General features: G+C 71.7%; 18 protein-coding genes. 5 read left to right on the top strand and 13 right to left on the bottom strand.

Annotation, left to right across the window (positions count from 1 at the left end; all coding sequences use genetic code 11):
* Window positions 1–7: 7 nt before the first annotated feature.
* Window positions 8–2,380, top strand: a complete 2,373-nt coding sequence (locus tag AC2A1K_RS19465) for a CaiB/BaiF CoA-transferase family protein (RefSeq protein ID WP_483897964.1) — start codon at window positions 8–10, stop codon at window positions 2,378–2,380.
* A 6-nt stretch (window positions 2,381–2,386) separates the two neighbouring features.
* Here the strand turns inward: AC2A1K_RS19465 and AC2A1K_RS19460 are convergent, their stop codons facing one another.
* The 12 genes from AC2A1K_RS19460 to AC2A1K_RS19405 all read right to left on the bottom strand — a co-directional run bounded on the left by AC2A1K_RS19460 (window position 2,387) and on the right by AC2A1K_RS19405 (window position 14,472).
* Window positions 2,387–2,944: a TetR/AcrR family transcriptional regulator gene (locus AC2A1K_RS19460; RefSeq protein WP_483897963.1), complete on the bottom strand. Its 558-nt coding sequence runs from the start codon at window positions 2,942–2,944 to the stop codon at window positions 2,387–2,389.
* Between the two features lie 56 nt (window positions 2,945–3,000).
* A complete protein-coding gene (locus AC2A1K_RS19455; protein ID WP_483897962.1) occupies window positions 3,001–4,059 on the bottom strand; it encodes an ATP-binding cassette domain-containing protein in 1,059 nt (352 codons plus the stop codon).
* 66 nt (window positions 4,060–4,125) lie between these two features.
* The gene (locus tag AC2A1K_RS19450) at window positions 4,126–4,776 is read right to left on the bottom strand and encodes a hypothetical protein (protein ID WP_483897961.1); all 651 of its coding nucleotides are present in this window, start codon (window positions 4,774–4,776) and stop codon (window positions 4,126–4,128) included.
* Window positions 4,773–5,450, bottom strand: coding sequence for a hypothetical protein (locus tag AC2A1K_RS19445; RefSeq protein WP_483897960.1), 678 nt, complete (start codon window positions 5,448–5,450; stop codon window positions 4,773–4,775). The genes AC2A1K_RS19450 and AC2A1K_RS19445 overlap by 4 nt, the downstream gene beginning before the upstream one ends.
* Before the next feature lie 5 nt (window positions 5,451–5,455).
* Window positions 5,456–6,811, bottom strand: a complete 1,356-nt coding sequence (locus AC2A1K_RS19440; RefSeq protein WP_483897959.1) for an MCE family protein — start codon at window positions 6,809–6,811, stop codon at window positions 5,456–5,458.
* On the bottom strand, window positions 6,808–8,109 hold the full coding sequence (locus tag AC2A1K_RS19435) for an MCE family protein (RefSeq protein ID WP_483897958.1): 1,302 nt from the start codon (window positions 8,107–8,109) through the stop codon (window positions 6,808–6,810). The genes AC2A1K_RS19440 and AC2A1K_RS19435 overlap by 4 nt, the downstream gene beginning before the upstream one ends.
* A complete protein-coding gene (locus AC2A1K_RS19430; RefSeq protein ID WP_483897957.1) occupies window positions 8,109–9,359 on the bottom strand; it encodes an MCE family protein in 1,251 nt (416 codons plus the stop codon). Before AC2A1K_RS19430 ends, AC2A1K_RS19435 begins: the two co-directional genes overlap by 1 nt.
* Window positions 9,356–10,444: an MCE family protein gene (locus tag AC2A1K_RS19425; protein WP_483897956.1), complete on the bottom strand. Its 1,089-nt coding sequence runs from the start codon at window positions 10,442–10,444 to the stop codon at window positions 9,356–9,358. Before AC2A1K_RS19425 ends, AC2A1K_RS19430 begins: the two co-directional genes overlap by 4 nt.
* Window positions 10,441–11,535 (bottom strand): MCE family protein, encoded by a 1,095-nt coding sequence (locus tag AC2A1K_RS19420; protein WP_483897955.1) that lies wholly within the window; start codon window positions 11,533–11,535, stop codon window positions 10,441–10,443. Before AC2A1K_RS19420 ends, AC2A1K_RS19425 begins: the two co-directional genes overlap by 4 nt.
* Window positions 11,535–12,845, bottom strand: a complete 1,311-nt coding sequence (locus AC2A1K_RS19415; RefSeq protein WP_483897954.1) for an MCE family protein — start codon at window positions 12,843–12,845, stop codon at window positions 11,535–11,537. The genes AC2A1K_RS19420 and AC2A1K_RS19415 overlap by 1 nt, the downstream gene beginning before the upstream one ends.
* Entirely contained in the window at window positions 12,842–13,669 is an 828-nt protein-coding gene (locus tag AC2A1K_RS19410; RefSeq protein WP_483897953.1) for an ABC transporter permease, read from the bottom strand. Before AC2A1K_RS19410 ends, AC2A1K_RS19415 begins: the two co-directional genes overlap by 4 nt.
* Before the next feature lie 23 nt (window positions 13,670–13,692).
* Complete coding sequence (locus tag AC2A1K_RS19405) at window positions 13,693–14,472, bottom strand: MlaE family ABC transporter permease (protein WP_483897952.1); 780 nt, start codon at window positions 14,470–14,472, stop codon at window positions 13,693–13,695.
* 515 nt (window positions 14,473–14,987) lie between these two features.
* On the opposite strand from AC2A1K_RS19405, the gene AC2A1K_RS19400 reads away from it, so the two are divergent.
* Window positions 14,988–15,602: a TetR/AcrR family transcriptional regulator gene (locus tag AC2A1K_RS19400; RefSeq protein ID WP_483897951.1), complete on the top strand. Its 615-nt coding sequence runs from the start codon at window positions 14,988–14,990 to the stop codon at window positions 15,600–15,602.
* 98 nt (window positions 15,603–15,700) lie between these two features.
* A complete protein-coding gene (locus AC2A1K_RS19395; RefSeq protein ID WP_483897950.1) occupies window positions 15,701–16,738 on the top strand; it encodes a hypothetical protein in 1,038 nt (345 codons plus the stop codon).
* A gap of 89 nt (window positions 16,739–16,827) precedes the next feature.
* Here the strand turns inward: AC2A1K_RS19395 and fdxA are convergent, their stop codons facing one another.
* Window positions 16,828–17,151 carry a ferredoxin gene (fdxA, locus tag AC2A1K_RS19390; protein WP_483897949.1) on the bottom strand — a complete coding sequence of 108 codons (324 nt, stop codon included), beginning with the start codon at window positions 17,149–17,151 and terminating at the stop codon, window positions 16,828–16,830.
* 141 nt (window positions 17,152–17,292) lie between these two features.
* Between fdxA and AC2A1K_RS19385 the strand changes: the two genes are divergently transcribed.
* Together AC2A1K_RS19385 and AC2A1K_RS19380 are read left to right on the top strand one after the other, a co-directional pair.
* The gene (locus AC2A1K_RS19385) at window positions 17,293–18,813 is read left to right on the top strand and encodes an aldehyde dehydrogenase family protein (protein ID WP_483897948.1); all 1,521 of its coding nucleotides are present in this window, start codon (window positions 17,293–17,295) and stop codon (window positions 18,811–18,813) included.
* Between the two features lie 77 nt (window positions 18,814–18,890).
* Window positions 18,891–20,174, top strand: coding sequence for a cytochrome P450 (locus AC2A1K_RS19380; RefSeq protein WP_483897947.1), 1,284 nt, complete (start codon window positions 18,891–18,893; stop codon window positions 20,172–20,174).
* The last annotated feature ends 2 nt before the right edge of the window (window positions 20,175–20,176 follow it).

Genomic DNA, 20,176 nt, shown 5'->3' with positions numbered 1-20,176 from the left:
GGGGGCTGTGACGGCGGCGGCGACGGGCCCACTCGACGGCCTGCGCGTCCTCGACCTCGGCGGGCCCGCGGTCGAGATCACGGCGAGGGTCCTCGCCGAGCTGGGTGCCGATGTCGTGCTGGTCGAACCGCCGGAGGGCGGCGCCTCGCGGCGATCGGGGACGGCCGTCCGCGGCGTCGCGATCGACCACGCCGTGCGCAACAGCAGCAAGCGCGGAGTGGTGGTCGACGACCACGCTGAGCTGCTCGAACTCGCGGCCGCGGCCGACCTCGTGCTCCACGGCGGGACGGTCGATCCGGACGCGCTCCTGGCGCACGCGCCGCACCTGGTCGTCATGAGCGTGACCGACTTCGGCGCCACCGGGCCCCGCGCCCGCTGGCGGGGCAGCGCCGACGTCCACACCGCGGTCGGCGGGGTGCTCGCGCGCTCCGGCCTGCCCGGGCGCCCCCCGCTGCTGCCCCCCGAGCACCTCGCGCTCGAGAGCGCCGCCCTGCAGGCCGCGTGGTTCGCGGTCCTCCACCACTGGGCCGCGCAGCGGCGCGGGCACGGCGACGTCGTCGACTTCTCCGTGCTCGAGGGCGTCGCGCAGACCCTCGACCCCGGCTTCGGCATCAGCGGCAGCGCACGCGGCGGGCTCTCCTCGTCGCCGAAGCACCGCGGGCGCCCCGACATGCGCCACCTCTACCCGATCGCCCGCTGCGCGGACGGCTGGGCGCGCTACTGCGTGCTCGCCCCGCGGCAGTGGCGCGGCATGTGGCGCTGGCTCGGCGAGCCCGAGGAGTTCGCCGACGAGCGCTTCGGGCGCATGAAAGACCGCTACGAGGCCCGCGACCGCATCGACCCGCTGATCGAGAAGCTGTTCGCGTCCCGCACCCGCGCCCAGATCGAGGCCGAGGGCGAGGAGCACGGCGTGCCCGCAGCCGGGGTCTACCCGCTCGAGGAGGTCCTCGGGCTCGACCACTTCGCCGCCCGCGGATCGTTCGTCACCGACGAGATCGCGCCCGGGGTCGAGGCGACCGTGCCCGCGGGGATGCTCGGCGACGAGCACGGCCGCCTCGGACGGCGCCGGCGCGCCCCGGGGCTCGGGGAGCACACGGGCGAGGTGCGGGCGCAGTGGTCGCCGCGCGCGACCGTCGCCGTCGTCCCGTCCGGCGCCCCCGACCCGGACCAACCGCTGGCCGGGATCCGCGTCGTCGACCTCGGCGTGATCGTCGCCGGCGCCGAGGTGAGCCGCCTGCTCGCCGACCACGGCGCCGAGGTGATCAAGGTGGAGAGCGCGGCGTTCCCCGACGGCAGCCGCCAGTCGGTCGACGGTCGCTCGATGACCCCGAGCTTCGCGTGGGGCAACCGCAACAAGACCAGCATCGGCATCGACCTGCGCTCCGCGCAGGGCAAGGAGCTCTTCCTGCGCCTCGTGGCCGACAGCGACCTCGTCCTGTCGAACTTCAAGCCCGGCACGATGGCGTCGCTCGGGTTCGACGACGCGGCCCTGCGCGCGGTCAACGACCGCATCGTCACCGTGGCCAGCAGCGCGTTCGGCGCCAGCGGACCGTGGTCGCGGCGGATGGGCTACGGGCCGCTGGTGCGGTCGAGCACCGGGCTGTCGGGCCTGTGGCGCTACCCGGACGACAGCGAATCGTTCTCCGACGCGATGACGATCTACCCCGACCACGTCGCCGGCCGGCTCGCCGCCCTCGCCGCGGTGGCCAAGCTCGTCGAGCGGGAGCGCACGGGCCGCGGCGGGGCCGTCGAGATCGCCCAGGCCGAGATCATCCTGTCGCAGATGGCGGGCCTGCTCGTCGCGGCCGGCCTGCAGCCCGGCTCGGTCGACGCCGAGGGCAACGACCGCGTCGGCGACGCGCCGCGGGGCGTCGTCCCGACCGGGGGCGACGACGACTGGCTGGTCGTCGACGTCGACGGCGACGAGGCCTTCGCCGGCCTGGCGACCGCGATCGGGCACCCGGAGTGGCGCGACGACCCACGCTACGCCACCGCCGCGTGCCGGGTGGCCGCGCGCGAGGAGCTCCGCGCGGCGGTCGCGGCCTGGGCCGCCGGCCTCACGCCGGGCGAGGCGGCGGAGCGCCTGCAGGCGCACGGCGTGGCGGCGGGCCCGATGCTGCGCGTGCCCGAGTTCCGCGACGACCCGCACCTGACCGCGCGGGGCTTCCTCGTCACCCAGGCGCAGCCACCGTTCGACGAGCCGCTGCCCGCGCACGGCGCCGAGGGCCTCTCGCGGCACCTGCCGGCGCCGCGCGTGGGCCCCGCGCCGCAGCAGAGCGAGCACACGCGCGACATCGCGCGCCGGGTGCTGGGACTCGACGACACCGAGATCGAGCGCCTGCTCGCCGAGGGCGTCCTCGAGGAGTGGACCCCGCAGTGAGCGGGATCAGGGGGTCAGCGCGGGGGCGATGAAGGTGGCGATGACCTCGCGGGCGTCGCGGCCGAGCGGCCGCTCGCCGTCCTGGGTCTGCACCATCATGAACTGCACCTCGGCCAGCCAGCGGCAGGCGTCGTCGACGGAGAGGTCGGCGCGCATCTCGCCGCGGCGCTGGGCCGCGTCGAGCGTCTCGAACCAGATCTCGGCGGTCAGGCCGAGCGCCACCTGCCAGAGGTGCTCGACGCCCGGCGACGGCGAGGTGCCGTCGTCACGCATCATCCCGGCGAGGACCGGGTCGCGGCGTCCGCGCTCCACCAGTTCGCCGAGGCCCTCGGTCAGCTTCTCCTCCAGGCGACAGCTCGACGACAGGATGCCGGCGACCCGCTTGCCCGCGGCCCTGACCTGCAGCGCCAGCACCGACACGAGGAGCTCGTCGCGGTCGCCGAAGTAGCGGTACAGGGTGGGGCGGGAGACGCCGGCGGTCCGGGCGACGTCTCCCATCGTCGTGCGTGAGGCCCCGTACCGGGCGAAGCAGCGGCGTGCCGCGGACAGGATGTCACGCTGCACGCCGCCGCTCGGTTCCGGAGGAACGGTCACGGGGCGGCTGTGCTCCACCGGCCCGCTCAGTAGATCTGAGGACGGTGGAACGGTCGGGTCTCGTCGAGGTCGCCGTCCTCACGGGCGTACCCGTAGCGCTGCTGCTCCTCCGGGGTGAGGTCCTCGAGGATCGCCTGCTGCGCCTTCTGCGGCAGTTCGTGGAGGCTCTGCATGACACGATCCTTGCGCCGCTGCACCGCCTTGCGCTCGGGCAGGCCCTCGGACGGCAGGGTCTGCGGGTCGATGAAGGTCTCGTCGGACTCGGTCACGCCACCCTTACGGCGCGCCTCCTCCATCTCGGCCTCCATCTGCGCCGAGTCCTTCTCCTCGGACATGCCGATGGGCCCGACGCGGCGGCCCTGGAGGAACTGCTGGACCACCGGCTCCTCACTGGTCAGCAGCACCTCGCGGGGGCCGAACATGACCAGGTTGCGCCGGAACAGCATCCCGATGTTGTCCGGCAACGAGCGGGCGGTGCCCAGGTGGTGGGTCACGACCATGATGGTGGCGTCGAGCTGGGCGTTGAGGTCGACCAGGAGCTGGTTGAGATACGCGGTGCGCACCGGGTCCAGCCCGGAGTCCGGCTCGTCGACCAGGATGATCTCGGGGTCGAGCACGAGCGCGCGGGCCAGCCCGGCGCGCTTCTTCATCCCGCCGGAGATCTCGCCGGGCAGCTTGTCCTCGGCACCGGCGAGGCCCACGAGGTCGAGCTTCTCCATGACGATCTTCTTGATCTCGGACTCGCCCTTGCGGGTGTGCTCGCGCAGCGGGAAGGCGATGTTGTCGAAGATGTCCATGGACCCGAACAGCGCGCCGTCCTGGAACAGCACCCCGAACAGCTTGCGGATCTCGTAGAGCTCGGCGGCCTTGCAGGTGATCAGCTCGGTGCCGTGGATGTGGATCGAGCCCGTCTCGGGTTTGAGCAGCCCGATGATGGACTTCAGCAGCACCGACTTGCCCGTACCCGACGGGCCCAGCAGCACACTGATCTCCCCGGCCGGCAGCGTCATCGTGACGTCCGACCAGATGTTGGAGCTGCCGAACGACTTCGACAGGTTCGCGATCTCCACATCGACTCCCGGCACGGGAACCTCCTTGCTCGGGGCCGCGTCGCCGACGCCCTCTCCGGCGCCGGCGACGGGACACGGGAACTAGACGGGGGTGACCCGCGCGATCAGCCAGCGGTCGTCGATGCGCTCCATCTCGGCGCGCACCCGGCTGCCGCTGAACACCGGGTCGGCCTGGCCGGCCACGGTCGAGGTCTGGTTGAGGAACACCAGGACGGTGACGCGGTCCTCACCGGCGTCGCTCTCGACCGCCGAACCGGCCGAGCTGGTCTGCGTGACGACCTGTTGCCGAGCCGCGGCCGGGGTGACGACGTCGCGCACGAGGGCGCCGTACTCGTCGCGGAACTGCCCGGTGGTCAGCGCCTGGCGAGCCTCCACGTCCTGTCCGACGGTCCGGTAGTCGTAGGACAGGAGTGAGGAGAGGCCCTGCTCGGCCGCGACCGTGGCCTCGCCCCGGGCGGCGTCGAGACCGCGCTGCTGCCACGCGAACCAGCCGAGGGTCCCGGCCGCGACCAGCAGCACGAGCAGGATCACTCCGGTCAGGCGCGCCGCGCGGCGCGGCTCGTCCCGCGCGGCCGACCACGTTCGGCCGGGCAGCCGGCCGGCCGCACGCACGGCGCCACCGGCTCGGCCGAGGACGCTCTTGAGGCCGCCCGACGCGGTCCTCGTGGCGGTCGGCTGGTCGTCGACCGCGTCAGCGGTCTCGTCGTTGCGGTCCGTCACCGAGGTGCTCACGGGATGAACTCCATCTTCGCGACGCGCCAGACATCGTCCTCGCCGAGGACCATGTCCATGGCCATGCGGTAGTTGCGGGTCTCCCCGGCGGGGAGCTGGCTGTTCTGGACCTTGGAGTTGACCGCGGCCAGGACCCGCGCGGTGTCGCCGCCGACCGTCTGCAGCGCGGCCCCGGCGACCTCGCCGGTGGAGACGACGCGGCCCTCCTTGACGATCCCGGTGTACGAGTCGAGGTTCTGTTCGAAGAGCGCCGCGAAGTCGCCGGTCGCGCTGTCGAGGACACGAGCGACGTCCGCCTCGGCGGTGGTGAAGTTGACCGAGGTCAGGTTCACGGCGGCCTGGCGGCCCGCCGCCAGCGCGCCCTCACGGTTGGCCTCGAGGGTCCGACCCTGCGCGAACAGGACACCCGCGGTGACCGCGGCGGCCAGGGCCGCCACGACGAGGACGACCGCGGTCGTCGCGACCAGCCGGAAGCGCCGCCCGGCCTTGGTGGTCGTCGCGGTCGCGGTGGAGGTCGTCGGGGCCTCCTCCCCCTTGCTGCCCTTGCTGCCCTTGCTGCCCTTGCTGCCCTTGCTGCCCTCGTCGTCCTGGTCGACCTCGTCGGCGGGACGCGCGGTGCCCTGCGGCGGCAGGTCGACGGCGACGTCGTCCCACCCGTCCCAGGTCGTGCTCACCGTGCTCACGCTCCCGTCGGAGCGAGCATCAGTCCTTGCCATGTCATCTCCTCCGATGCCGGTGCGGGTGTCTCGGGGGCGCCGAGCGCGCCCAGCGGGCTTGCCATCGCCTGGCCCGATCCGTCGGGGACGGTGATGTTCGGGCCGGGCACGTTCGCGATCTCGGGACCGGTGCCCTCGGGGTCGTAGCCGCTGCCCCGGCACTCCTGGATGAGCGCCGCCCGGCGCCCGGGGGGCGAGCCGGGCTCGAAACACGGCAGCTGGCGTGCGCTGCGTGCCTGGAGCGGGTCGTCCTGCGGGATCTTGCAGTAGCTGTTCGGGGGCAGCGGGATGTCGCCGAGCTGGTTGGAGTCGCGGGCCCCACCCGGCTTCCCCGGCGGAACCCAGCCGTAGGTGCAGTTCGGCTGGTTCACCGTGGTCGACAGGTTGAAGTTGAACGCCCCGAGGCGGTTGTCGGGGACGAAGGTCTGGCCGGCTGCGGCAAACATGGGGTACACGACCAGGACCTGCTCGATCGGCGCGTTGTACGCCTCAGCGAGCCGGGCGAGCGTGTCGGTCGTGGCCAGCAGCCGCGGGGTCACCGGGCTGAGCTGGGAGAGCAGGTCGGTGGCCTGGTTCGCCGCCGGTGGCCCGGTCTCGAGCAGGCTGCGGATCGTGGCGTCGCTGTTGCGGACCTCCGCGGTGAAGCCGCGCAGATCGCGGGTCCACGACCGGGCGTCCTGTCCGCTGGCGATCTGTGAGTCGAGGAAGGGCTCCGCGTCACGGATCAGTGCCTCGGTCGGCCCGTAGTTCGCCTGGGCCTCCTCCACGAGCAGGCGCGTGTTGTCCAACAGGCTCCCGAGGTCGGGCCCGAGGTTGCGGAACGCCGCACCGCCCTCGGTCAGCACGGTCTGCAACGAGCCCGGCTGCACGGCGGTGAGCAGACCGTTCGTGCTGTCGAGCACGGACGCCACCGACGGCGGCACCGAGGTCCGCGCCCGCGGCACCGTGTCCCCGTCGGCGTAGCGCGGCCCGTCCCCGGCGGTCGGGACGAAGTCGATGAACTGCTCACCGATGGCGGACACGCTGTGGACCTCGGTGCGGCTGTCGACCTGGGGTGCGTACTCCTCGTCGATCTGCATCACCGCGTGCACACCGCCGGGAACGAGCCTGACGTCGGTCACCCGGCCGACCGTGTAACCCCGGTAGGTCACGTTGGCGTTCGGGTAGAGCCCGCCGGTCACGGGGAGCTCCGCGGTCAGCGTCATCCGTCCGAATCCGAGCAGTGCCGGGACCCGGACATAGCTGAAGATGATCAGCGAGAAGGCCACCACGGTCAGGACGGTGAAGACGACGAGCTGGTTGCGGACGAAACGGGTCACGAGCCGCCCCCCAGGGGTCCGAGGAGCGAGGAACCGCCCTGGTCGTCGTCCGGCTGCTCGGGCTGCCCGCTGCCCTGCCCGGCCGGGGCCTGCATGGCGGGGGCCTGCTCCTCGGGTGCCTGCCCACCCTGCGGCGGCGGTTGGCCGCCCTGGGGTGCGCCGGGCTCGGTGCTCGCAGCCCCAGGCTGCCCGGAGCCCGGGGGCACGAGGGGGTTGATCGTGCCCGTCGACGCCCCGGTGCCCGCGGCGAGCACCCGCTCGAGGCCGCCGAGCTTGCCCTGCAGGGGGGTGCCGGTCAGGAAGTTCCTGTCGAGCGTTCCGAGGGTCAGGTCCAGCGTGAGCCAGAAGTTGACGTAGTCCCCGCGGAAGATGTCCTTCATCCGGCTGAGCGGGAAGACCAGGGTGCCGAGGAGGTCCAGCGATTTCACGAGGTCGCCGCCGGCGTCGGCGAAGCCCCGCACGACGGGCACGAGGTTCTGGACGTTCGCGGCGAGGTCGCTGCTGCTGCGGTCGACCACGTCGCGGAACGTGGTGCCGAACCGCCCGAGCGAGTCCAGGGATCGCAGCAGGTTCTCGCGTTCCTGGTGGAGCACCGCGAGCGCCGGCGGGATGTCCTCGAGCGCGCCGCGCAGCGCGCGGTCCTGCTCGGCGACGCGGGCGGAGAGGCGGTCGAGCCCCTCGATCGCCCGGATGATGTCGCCCTTCTGACGGTCGAGCCCGGTGATCAGGGTGTTCGTCTGGTCGATCAGCTCGCGGAACTGGGGCGCACGCCCGTCGAGGGCCCGGTTCAGCTCGGTGGTGATGGTCTTGAGCTGGGCGAAGCCACCGCCGTTGAGCAGCGTCGAGACCGTGGCCAGCAGGTCCTCGGTCTCGACGTAGCGCCCGGTGCGCATCACGGGGATCCGCGCACCGCGCTCGAGGCGCCCGCGCGCCGGCTCGGCGCGAGGGCGGGAGAGCTCCACGTACTTCGCGCCGAGGAGGCTCACCTGCCCCACCTGCGCGATCGTGTTGGCGGGGAGCTCGACCTCGGGGTTGAGCGAGAGCGTGACGAGCGCCCGCCACCCCTCGAGCCGGATGTCGCGGATGACCCCGACGTCGATGTCGTCGACACGCACCGGGTTGTTCGGTACGAGGTTGCCGACGTTGTCGAACTCGACCGACACCTCGTAGGAGCCGTCCTCGCCGCCCTGTGTGCCGGGCAGCGCGAGGTCGTTGATCCCGTCGTACCGGCAGCCGGTGACGGCCAGGGCGGCGACCAGGAACAGGACGAGCAGCGAGCAGGTTCTCCTGCAGCGCATCAGTTGCCACCTCCACTGATCAGTGGCCCGTCGAGTGGGTTCGCCGGCGGCGTCGCGGGTCGGTCCGGATTGCCCTCGGGCACGCCCGGCTGCGGGACGGGGAAGACACCCGGGCTCCGCAGCGGGTTGACGCCGATCGGCGGCTGCTGCTGGCGCAGCATGTTCAGCGTCGGACCGAGGGTCTGTCCGCACTGGTTCTGTGCCTGCAGCGGGCTCTGGGTGGTGTTCGCGATCGCCGTGCACACGAGGTCCGCGGGTGTCTGCAGGTTGTCGACGACGAGCGTGCCGCGCAGTGCCCGGGACTGTGGGTTGTAGATGTTGTAGAGGTTCATCAGCGTGCTCGGCCCCACGTGCAGCACCTGGGCGAGGTTGTCCCGCTGAGACGCGAGGGTGCGGGTGAGCTGGCCGACCTGGTCCACCGTCGTGACGAGCGGTTCGCGATTGGTCTGCAGGAACTGGTCCACCAGACCGGCCGCACGGTCGACCGAGGCCAGCGCCGCCGCGAGCTCGCCGCTGTTGTCGTCGAGCAGCCCGCTGACGTCGCCGAGGCGCTGGTTGAACTCGACGATCTGGCTGTCGATCGCGGCCAGCCCGCTGACGAAGACCTGCAGGTTGCGGATGGTGCCGAAGAAGTCCTCCCGGCCGTCCGCGAGGGTCTGCAGGGCGGCCGAGGCCTCGCGCACCGTCCGGTTGAAGTTCGCGCCCTGCCCGCGGCCGTTCGCGGCGGCCACGTCCAGGAATCGCGACAGCGCCCCCTGGGGGTCCTGCGCGGTCGGCCCGAGCGACTTCGCCAGTGACGAGATCTGCGCCTTGAGGTCGTCGAACTCCAGTGGCGAGGCCGTGCGCTCGAGCGGGATGGTCCCGCCGTCGGGGAACTCCGGGGATTCGCTGTCGTCGCGCAGCACCGGCGCCAGCTGCAGGAAGCGGGTCGACACCAGCGTCGGGGAGATGACCGCGGCCTTCACGTCGGCCGGCAGCGAATAGCTGCTGTCGTAGCTGAAGGTCACCTTGACCCGGTCCGGCTCGGGTTCGATCGCGGTGATCTGACCGACGTCGACGCCGACGATCCGCACACGGTCGTCGGGGTAGATGTTCTTGACGTTGCGGAAGTACGCGACGCCCGTCTTGTCCGAGGTCAGCGTCAGGACCACCGCGGCCGTGACGGCCAGCAGGGCCACCACCACCAGGGCGGCCACGATCGTCGTGACCCGGTTCGTGGAGCGGAGCCGCTCCGTGAGCCGCTCGCTCACCGGCCACCTCCCTGGCTCTGTCCCCCACCGAGGAGCCCGCCGACGTCCGGCACCGCGCCCGTCGGGAGGCCCCCGGTCGGGTTGGCTGCGTTCGGCAGGCTCAGGCCGGTGAAGAACTGGGCGGGGTTGAACACGGTCCCGGGCACGGCGCCGAGGTCGCCGACGCCGCTGAACTGCGGTCCCGTCGAGAGACCTTCGCCGAGGCCGGTGATGAACGACGAGACCCGCTGGACCGCGGAGACGATGTTGCCCTCGTTGCGGCGCAGGACGGCGATGGCCTGGTTGAGCTCGTCGAGGGCCGGCTTGAGCTGGTCCTGCTGCTCGGTGATGAACGCCGAGGCCTGGTCGGCGGCCCGGATGGTCTCCGCCAGCAGAGCGCGGATGGTCTCGCGCCGAGCCTGCAGCTCGCCCAGCAACAGGTTGCCCTGCTGAATGATCGAGGTGACGTTCTGCGTGTGGTCACGCAGCAGCCCGGTGACGTTCTCCGCCCGCGCCAGCAGCTGCTGCAGGGCCTCGTCGCGCGACGAGAGCACCCGTGAGAGCTGCTGGATCCCGTCGAACGCGGGGCCGATGTCGTCGGGGGTGTCCCGGAACGTCTCGGAGAACGCGTCGAGGGCCGCGCCGACCTGCTGGTTGTCGATCTGGGAGGTGCGCGACGTCAGGTCCTCGATGGCCTGGCTGACGCTGTAGGGCGACTCGGTGCGCTCGAGCGGGATGCGGTCCCCGCTCGACATCTCGGCGACACCGCGGGGGGCGAGCCCGAGGAAGCGCTCGCCGAGCAGCGTCTGCGTCGAGACCCGCGCGTGGGTCTGGTCACCGAGCACCACGTCCTTCGCGGTGAACGACACCAGGGCGAGGCCGTCCTCGATCTCGACGTCGGTGACCTCGCCGATCTGCGTCCCGGCCACCTTGACGTCGTCGCCGGCCTTGAGCCCGCCGGCGTCGGTGAAGGCCGCCTCGTAGGAGGTGCCCGCGACGATCGGCAGGGCGGCGATCTGGAAGCTCCCGAACAGCACCGCCAGCACGCCCACGATGCCGACGATCGCGATGACCGTGAGGTTCTTCTCGCGGAAACGGACTCTCATCGGCCCAGCTCCCTGCTCTGCTCGGGCGTCTCCAGCGGGGCGACGTTGGGCTGGCAGCGCTCAAGGTCCGGGTTGGGGCCGAACCACGGGGAGTAGACCGGCGCGCCGGTCGGCCCGGTGGTCTTCACCCGCAGCGAGCAGATGAACAGGTTGTAGGTGCTGCCGCGGGAGCCGAGGCGGCTGACCCGCAGGTAGCCGCCGGGCAGGTCGCGGAGGGAGGCGTCGAAGCCGGCCTGCTGCTCGACGATGTTGCCCGAGAGCCGGTCGATCTGCGGGACGATGTCGTCCAGCGGGCCGCGCAGCCGCGTCAGCAGCGTGTCGACGCCGTTGACGAGGTTCCGCGTCGAGTCCAGTCCCTCGCCGAGGCGCCCCCGCTGACCGGCCAGGCCGGTGACGAGCTGGTCGAGATTCTTGATCGTGGCGCTCACCTGCGGGCCGCGCTCGTCGAGCGTGGTGAGCACGGTGTTCAGGTTGTTGATCACGTCCCCGATCAGCCGGTCGCGGTCGCCCAGCGTGCTCGTCAGCGACGCGACCCGCTGCAGGAGGTTCTCGATCGTCCCGCCCTGCCCCTGGAGGACCGAGACGATCTCGGTGGAGAGGCTGTTGATCTGGTCGGGGGCGAGGCCCTCGAACAGCGGCGAGAACCCGGCGAGCAGGGTGTCGAGGTCGAGCGCCGGCGACGTCTGCGACGGCGGGATGACGGCGTCCTCGACGAGCGGGCGCATCTCGCCCGGGCCGTCCTTGAGCTCGAGGAAGCGGTCGCCGGTCAGGTTGAGGTACCGGATGGCCACCTGGATCCCCCCGGGCAACGGCACGTCCTGGTCCACCGCGAAGGTGACCAGGCCGCGCACGTTGTCCACGACCTCGACGTCGCTGACCTCGCCGACCTTCACCCCGGCGATGCGCACCGAGTCGGTGGCCTCGAGCCCCGAGGTGTCGGTGAACAGCGCCTTGTACTCGACCCGGCCGCGGAAGCCGCCACCGGCGCCGAGCTCGATCGCGATGAGACCGAGCACCAGCAGGGTGCCGACGACGAACAGCACGGTCTTGGTGAGCGGCCCGCGGATCGCGAGCGCGGACTGCCGCGCCATCAGTTGCCTCCCTCGGGGGTCTGGGGGCGTTCCACGCCGTCCGGGTCGCCCTGGGCGTTGCCGGGAGCGACCGGCGGAGTGGTCAGGGGCAGTGCGGCCTGCGGGCCGAACAGCGTCACGACCAGCGGGTCCCGTGCGGTCCGGATCCGGTTGCCACCGGTCTCCTCGCCGCCCCCGTCCACGGGTCGGGACAGCGAGGCGGGGACGTCGTCACCGGCGATGTAGGGCAGCCCGTTGCAGTTCGGGCCGCCGCTGGCGGAGACCACCGGGCGCCGCTCCGGGTAGGCGTAGGCGTCCTGGCCGTACTCGATCGTCGTGTTCCCGACGAATCCGGGCACCGTGTTGCCCTGCTGGGTCAGCAAGCGCCGATTGGTCTCGGCGAGGCCGCTGACGAAGCAATGGATCTGTGGCGAGTACTCGCCCAGCAGGCCTGTGATCGAGCGCAGATCCGCGGCGGTGTTGACGATGCCGTCGGCGTTGCGCGCGAAGAAGGCGTTGCCCACGTGCCCGAATCGGGTCAGCGCGAACAGGAAGCTGTCCAGCTGGGCCTGCTGCTCGACGAGGGTGCGGCTCGGGGTTCGGACGTTCTCCAGGGTCCCGAGCAGGTCGGGGACGACGTCGGCGTAGAGGTTCGCGACGTCGGCGCCCTTGGCGAAGTCGCGCTGCAGCTGCGGCAGGTTCCCGTTGAAGCGGCGCAGGTAGGCCGACAGCTCCTCGGCGGTCTGCCCGAGCTCCCCGCCGCGCCCGTCGAGGGTGTTGGCGAGACCCCCGAGGATCGCGCTCACGTCAGCGGGGCGGGCGGCCGCGAGGACCGTGTCGAGGCGGTCGAAGAGGTTGTTGACCTCCACGGTGATGGCGTCGGTGGCGAGCCGGGCACCGGGCCGGAGGGTCTCGCCCGCCGGCCGGTCCGGGTCCAGGAGGTTCACGGTCTTGGCGCCGAAAGCGGTCTGCTGGTTGAGCTGGACTCCGACGTTGGCCGGGATGTTGGCCATCTGGTCGGGGAACATGCTCAGTGTCAGGCGCACGCCGCCGGTGCCGACGGCCTCGACGGAGTCGACCTCGCCGACGTCCACGCCGCGCAGCTGCACCCGATTCCCGGGGTACATCTGCAGGCCCGCGCGTTCGGCGTCGAGGGTCACGGTGTCGACGTCTTCGAACGCCTTCGCGTACACGGCCGCGCAGATCGACACGAACCCGACGACGACGACGAGGAGGACGACGCCGTAGAGCTTGTACTTGGTCCGGTCCCAGGTCGACGGCTCGTGGACCGGGATCCTCCGGCCCGCATCAGTCCCGCCCGGCGCGCTCATCCGGAGATCCGGAAGGCGTCGGAGTCGGCGTAGAGGGCCATCGAGATGCACAGCTCGACGCCCAGCACCGCGATCAGGGAGGTGCGGACGGCCTTGCCGACCGCTTCGCCCACGCCCGCGGGGCCACCCGTCGCGGTGTAGCCGTAGTAGGTGTGGATCAGGATCACCACGACGGCGATGCCGACCGCCTGGGCGAACGAGTAGAGGATGTCCTGCCACTGCATGAACGTGTCCATGTAGTGGTTGAAGGTGCCCTCGGAGAGCCCGAAGAACTGGACCTGCGTGAGCTTCCAGCCGACCCACGCGCCGACCATCGACATCGCGAAGATCGGGACGATGGTGATCATCCCCGCGACGAGGCGCGTGGTCACGAGGTAGGGCAGCGACCGGACGCCGATGACCTCGAGAGCGTCGATCTCCTCGGCGACCCGCATCGCGCCCAGTTGGGCGGTGAAGCCGCTGCCGACCGTGGCGGCCAGGGCGGCCCCGGCGACGATCGGCGTCAGCAGCCGCGGATTGATGATCGCGGACGCGAAGCCGCCGAGGGCCTCGAGCGAGAGGTCCTGCAGCGCGTCGAACGTCTGCACGCCACCGGTCACGCCGGCGAACAGCGTGATGAACAGGGAGATGACCGACGACCCGCCGATGACCGCGAGAGCGCCGGACGACATGCCGACCTCGGCGATGAGCCGGACCTGCTCCTTCTTGTAGCGGGCGACGGCCTTGTAGGTCCAGCCGATCGAGCTCCCGTAGAAGGCGGCCTGGTGACCGAGGTCGTCGAGCAGCCGCAGCGGGGCGCCGGCGACGCGGCGTGCGACAGTCACTCCTCTGCCGGTCGCGTTGCTCACTAGTGGCCTCCGACGATGCCCAGGGAGTACGGCACCTGGGTGAGGATGATGTTGATCGGGAAGAGGGCGAGGAACGTGTAGACGACCGTCTCGTTCACCGCGTTGCCGACGCCGCGTGGACCGCCCGCGCAGTTCATGCCGCGGTAGCAGCCGACGAGCGCCCCCACCACGCCGAACACGACAGCGCGGATCTCGCCGTGCACCAGGTCGGGGAAGCCGACGAGCAGGCGTAGCGAGTCGATGTACTGCCCGGGGCTCGCGCCCTGGAGGAAGACGCCGAAGACGTAGCCCCCGGTGAGCCCGATGAGGATCATGACGCCGTTCAGCAGGAACGCGTTGAGCGCCGTTGCCAGCACGCGGGGTACGACGAGGCGCTGCACCACGTCGATGCCCAGCACCTCCATGGCGTCGAGCTCTTCACGGATCTTCCGGGCGCCGATGTCCGCGCAGATGGCGGTGGAGCTCGCCCCGGCGATGATGAACGTGGTGGCGACCGGCCCGATCTGGGTGATGGTCGCGAACCCGGAGCCCGCGCCGGAGAGGTCGATCGCGCCGATCTCGACCAGGATCAGGTTGAACTGGAAGGTCACGAGCGCGACGAACGGAATCCCCAGGAGGATCGCGGGACCCAGGCTGACGCTGGCCACGAACCACGTCTGCTGGATGAACTCCCGCCACTGGAACGGTCGCTTGAAGATCGCGACGAACGTGTCGAGGGTGAAGGCGATGAAGCCGCCGACGGGCTTCGTCGCCTTCTGGACCGCCGAGGGCGCCGTCACGACGACACCTCGGGGTTCTGGCGGAACAGCATGGCCGCGCGCATCTCCTTCCGACCGGTCGCCCCCGCGGAGGAGACGGTGGGGAGCGTCTCCGCAGGAGGCCGTGAACCGTGCACGCCGGTGGCGTTCGCGGCCGGCGCTGACGCGCGCGCGGCCGCTGGGTCTTCTGCACTGCCTGAGCGCACGCCGTCCGTCGGCGCCGGGATCGCCGGCGTCTGATCGACGGACGGGACGGCCGTGTCGGGACCGTCACTGCGTGGCTTGTCATCGAGACAAACGACGTCATCCGTCTCGCGTTACGGGTTGTGACTTGGGTCATGTTTTTCGCCATCGTTCCTGATGGCGGACCCGAGGCTCGCCACCGAGGATGCGGAGCGCAGCGTGGACACCGCGGCACGAGTGACCGGGCTCATCGCCGCACCGGCCCTGACGTGCACGCCGGCGGGCCGGAGGTGGGCATCATGGACGGTCACGCGTCGGCGGGGGTCGCAGCGCGGGGAGGGAGACGGCTGATCGTGTCGAGACCGCAGCAGGACGTCGCGACGAGGTCGACGAGCGACGCACTGCTCGACGCCGCCGAGGCGTGTTTCGCGGACTGGGGCGTCGCGAAGACGTCGATGGGCGACGTCGCCCGCCGCGCCGGCCTCTCCCGGCCGACGCTCTACCGCTACTTCGCGGACCGCGACGCGCTCTCGGTCGCGGTGACGATGCGCCGCTCGGAGCGATTGATGGAGCGGGCCGAGAAGTACCTGGCCCGGTTCGACGACCTCGAGACCCGGTTGCTCGAGGGACTGCTGTTCCTCATCGACCGCGGGCGCCAGGACCGGGTCGTCATCGAGCTGCTCGCCGGAGGAGACAGCGGTGGCGCCGAGCGCCTGGTGCGCTCCGACACGGCGCACCGCCTCTCCCGGCGCATATGGGAGCCGGTCCTGGAGCGGGCCCGGGATCGTGGCGAGCTGCGGGACGGCGTCGACATGACCACGGCGATGTCGTGGCTCATCCACGTTCAGGCCACCTTCATCGCCACGCTGGGCCCGGAGCCGACCGAGACCCAGTGGGCCGAGACCCGCACGCTCCTCCGCGACTTCGCGCTGCCCGGCTTCCTGGCGCAGCCCTTGCGGAAGACGTGACAATCGACGCCGGTTGTCTCATCGTCTCGAGCCTCCGCTAGCCTCCGCTCCCACGTGATCCGGGCCACGGCGTCGAGGCCCGGCGGGAAGGGGTTCGGATGACGGACACCGTTGGGGAGAGGGCGACCGCCACGGCCCGTGTGGCGCACCGGCCGGCGACGGAACGCCTGACGTCCACGCTGGCCGACCACCTCGGTTCGCGCGCGATCAACGCGATCTCCGGCCTCCTGCTCGCCATCGGGTTCGGCTACACGTGGGCGACCGCGCTGTTCGTCGAGGCCGGTCGCACCCAGCTCGTGATCAGCTATGGGCTGCCGGCCGTCGTCCTCACCATCGCGGGCGCTCTCGGACTGGTCGTCGGCCGCCGCGCGGCGCGAACGGTGGCCGATGCTGCCGCCGGGGGCCCGACGGGTTCGCGGTGGCGCACGGATCGGGGGCGCAGCCGCATCCGTTCGAGCGTGCGGACCGGCGCGCCCCGAGCCGAGCAGGTCGCCGAGGAGGCGGATCCCGCGACGCCGCCCGAGCGTGCCGTGGTGGTGCGCGAACACGCGCCCGACATCTCGTCACCGGCTCCGTCGCGAGGCCGCCACGCGTGGCGGGACGAGGAGCCGCGGGACGAGGAGCCGCGGGACGAGGAGCCCGACGCCCCGGCGCCGAGGGACCCTGCGGCGGTCGCCGCTGCGGAGCCGACGACCCCGCTCCGACGGCCGACGCCCACCCCCGAGCCGACTCCCGACCCGAGCCCCGAGACCAGCCCGCTGCCGGCGATCTCGCCGGCCCGCCCAGTGACGGTCCGACCGTCGCCGCGTCCCCGGCCGCTCCCCGAGCAGAGCCCCGAGCAGAGCCCCGAGCAGAGCCCGGAGGAGGCCCGGGAGCCGATCGGGTTCAGGCGTGCGGGCACGGCGAGCGAGGCCATCGAGGAGCCGTCGACCGCTCTGGACGACACCGCGGACGACACCGCGGACGACACCGCGGACGGCGCACCGGAGGAGGTGCCGGCCCCGTCGGCGCGGGCCGCTCGGCTGCGGCCCGTGCGGAAGAACGGCGACAGCGGGTCACGGGTCGGCGGGAAGTCGGGGGCGTCGCGGCCGAAGCGCACGACGCGGGTCGCCGGCCGCCGCCCGCCGACGGCGTGACCGGCTCGGTGATCGGCTCGGTGATCGGCTCGGTGATCGGCTCGGTGATCGGCTCGGTGATCGGCTCGGTGATCGGCTCGGTGATCGGCTCAGGCTTCGGTGCGGGCGGGCAGGTCGGCGACCAGGGCGACGTCGCGCTCGCTCTTGCCGACCGACCCGGCCCCACCGGGCGAGCCCAGCTCGGAGAAGAAGTCGGCGTTGGCCTCGGCGAAGGCCTCCATGCCCTCGGGGAGGTCCTCCTCGTAGAAGATGGCCTCCTGTGGACACACCGGTTCACACGCGCCGCAGTCGACGCACTCGTCGGGCTGGATGTACATCATTCTCCCGCCCTCGTAGAGACAGTCGACCGGACACTCCTCGATGCAGGACCGGTCCAGCACGTCGACACACGGCTCGGCCACCACGTAGGCCATCGTCGGCTCCCTCCACTCGAACACGCCTAACCTAAATGTTGTAGGTCACGGAAGGAAGCGGGTCGGCTACTCCTTGACCATCGAAAACCTTCGGCCGTAAGTTTTCAGGTGTTGCCCAGATCACCACGGAGGACGAACCCTGTGACCGAGGACCTGCTCCACCGGATCGGGGAGCGCTGGGAGCCGGCGGCGTCCGGCCGCTGGCTCGACGTCGAGGACCCCTCGTCGGGCGCGGCATTCGCTCGGCTCGCCGACGGTTCCACCGAAGACGTCGACCGAGCGGTGGCGGCGGCGCGGCGTGCGTTCGCCGAGGGTCCGTGGCGCCGGATGCCGGTGGCGGAGCGCGCCGAGAAGCTGCGCGCGGTCGCGGCGCACCTCGAAATGCGAATGAGCGAGCTGACGGTCTCGCTGGCCACCGACACCGGTACGGCCGCGAAGCTCTGCGGTGCCCTGCAGGTCTACGGCCCCGTCATGAACCTGCGCTCGTTCGCGGACATGGAGGGCCTGCTGGCGGCGCCGCAGGTGTTCGACCAGCACGAACCGCTCCCGGGCCAGTGGCGCCTCACGCGCGAGCCGCTCGGCGTGGTCGGCGCGTTCGTGCCCTACAACTTCCCGATGTACGAAGCGGTGTGGAAGTTCGCGCCCGCCGCGCTCGCCGGCAACGCCGTGGTCATGAAGGCGGCGCCGACGACGCCGGTCGGCGTGCAGGAACTGGCCCGGGCCTGCGAGGCCGTGGGCATCCCGCCCGGCGTGCTCAACGTCGTCCACGGCGGCGCCGAGACCGGGCGGGCGATCGCCGGGCACGCCGACGTGGACGTCCTGACCTTCACCGGCAGCTCGGCGGTCGCCCGCGACATCATGCGCAGTGCCGCGGCCAACCTCACCCCGGTGATGATGGAACTGGGCGGGAAGTCGCCCGCGGTGGTGCTCCCCGACGCCGACCTCGACCTCGCGGTCCGCGGGACCGTCTTCTCGTCGATGATGCACGCCGGGCAGGTCTGTGTGGCCACCACGCGGATGCTCGTCCCGTCTCACCTCTACGACGAGGCCGTCGCCGCGGCGGCGGCCTACGCCGATGGGCTGACGGTCGGTCCGGCGCTCGGCGACGGCACCGACGTCGGTCCGGTGAACAGCGCCGACCAGCTCGCGAAGATCGAGACGTTCGTCGAGTCCGCGGTGACCGAGGGCGCCAAGGTCGCCGCGGGCGGAGCACGCCCGACCGGCGTCCCCGACGGGGGGCACTACTACCGGCCGACCGTGCTGCGCGACGTCGCCAACGACATGCGGGTGGCGCGCGAGGAGATCTTCGGTCCCGTGCTGTCCGTCATCGCGTACGACGGCGTCGAGGATGCCGTCGCGAAGGCCAACGACTCCCGCTACGGTCTCGCGGCCTCGGTGTGGAGCCAGGACGAGAACGGGGCACGATCCGTCGCCGACCGCCTGGAGGCCGGCTTGGTGTGGATCAACGACGCCGGCGCCATCGATGTGGCGCGCACCCCGATGGCAGGCCGGAAGGAGTCGGGTGTCGGCACCGAGCTCGGGCCGGACGGCCTGTTCGCCTACACCGTGACGAAGAGCGAGTGGTCGTCGCGCGCGGGCGGGATGCAGGCCGCCGCCTACGGGATGATGCTGCACCCCTCCCTCGGCCCTCAGGACGCCTGACCGCCCCGTACCCATGGGCGACGTGACCCGTTGACATAAATATCTAAGACCTGTCGGTAAAGTCGGGAGGAGAGCCCGTGTCGAAGCGCATCTCGATGGCCACCACGCTCGAAGAGGTTCCCGAGCACCTCGTGGTGGACTTCGACATCCACGACCAGTCCAACGCGATGCCGGTGGACACCGTGCCGCAGAAGGTCTCGGCCCTGCGGGACGAGGTCGGTCCGGTCGCCTTCTCGACCGCCCACGGTGGGCACTGGGTGGTGACCGGCTACGACGAGGCGCACCAGGTGCTCCGGGACGCGGAGACCTTCTCCAGCTACCCGAACAACATCCTCCAGCAGGGGGCCGACCGCTTCATCCCGCTGGAGATCGACCCCCCACTGCACACGGCCTACCGCCACGCGCTCCAGCCGCTGTTCAACCCGAAACGGATGCGCGCCCTGGAGCCACAGATCCGCGAGATCACCAGCGAGCTCCTCGACGGGTTCGCGGGCCGCGGCAGCTGCGAGTACATCTCGGAGTTCGCCCACGAGCTGCCGACACGCATGTTCCTGGCGCTCATGGGCTGGCCGATCGAGGACGGGCCGATGTTCACCGAGAGCGTCGACACCGTGCTCATGGGCAGGCCGGGCGCGAGCGACGAAGAGTCCGACGCGGCCAAGGCCGAGGCCGGCCAGCGGCTCTACGGCTACTTCGCCGAGGTCATCGCGAAGCGCCGCGCGGAGGGCGCGGGCGAGGGCGAGGACCCCGAGGACGTCACCGCCGCCGTGATCAACACACCGATCGAGATCGACGGCGAGACCCGGCTGCTGCGCGACGACGAGCTCTACAGCATGTTCTTCCTGCTGCTCATCGCCGGACTGCACACCGTCCAGGGCACCCTGGCGTGGAGCATCATGTATCTCGCCGACCGACCCGAGCAGCGCCAGAAGATCATCGACGACCCCGAGTCGCTGCCGACCGCCATCGAGGAGCTGCTGCGGATCGAGGCCGCGATCTCGATGGGTCGCCGCGCGACCCGCGACGTCGAGCTCGGCGGCGTGAAGATTCGCGAGGGCGACCAGCTCGTGGTGATCCTCTCCGGCGTCAACCGCGACCCGGCGCAGTTCGACGGCGCGGCGGACATCGACGTCGAGCGCTCGCCGAACCGCCACCTCTCGTTCGGGGCGGGTCCGCACCGGTGCCTGGGCAGCCACCTCGCGCGCGTCGAGCTCAACATCGCACTCTCGGAGATCCACCGTCGCATCCCCGACTACCGCATCGACCCGAACAATCCGCCGGTCTCGCACGCGAGCCAGGTACGGGGGGTGGCGGCGCTGCCGCTGACGTTCACGGCCGAGACCGACGCCCCGGCGGCCTGACG

The organism is Actinomycetospora sp. 2LY8.5 (genome assembly GCF_057180585.1).
This window is presented reverse-complemented; position numbering and strand designations above follow the sequence as displayed.

Bases quoted from the DNA above. Each gene is read 5' to 3' on its own strand.
- AC2A1K_RS19395 (WP_483897950.1), top strand. From the start codon at position 15,701: ATGACGGACACCGTTGGGGAGAGGGCGACCGCCACGGCCCGTGTGGCG.
- AC2A1K_RS19420 (WP_483897955.1), bottom strand. From the start codon at position 11,535: ATGGCGCGGCAGTCCGCGCTCGCGATCCGCGGGCCGCTCACCAAGACC.
- AC2A1K_RS19435 (WP_483897958.1), bottom strand. From the start codon at position 8,109: ATGCGCTGCAGGAGAACCTGCTCGCTGCTCGTCCTGTTCCTGGTCGCC.
- AC2A1K_RS19415 (WP_483897954.1), bottom strand. From the start codon at position 12,845: ATGAGCGCGCCGGGCGGGACTGATGCGGGCCGGAGGATCCCGGTCCAC.
- fdxA (WP_483897949.1), bottom strand. From the start codon at position 17,151: ATGGCCTACGTGGTGGCCGAGCCGTGTGTCGACGTGCTGGACCGGTCC.
- AC2A1K_RS19425 (WP_483897956.1), bottom strand. From the start codon at position 10,444: ATGAGAGTCCGTTTCCGCGAGAAGAACCTCACGGTCATCGCGATCGTC.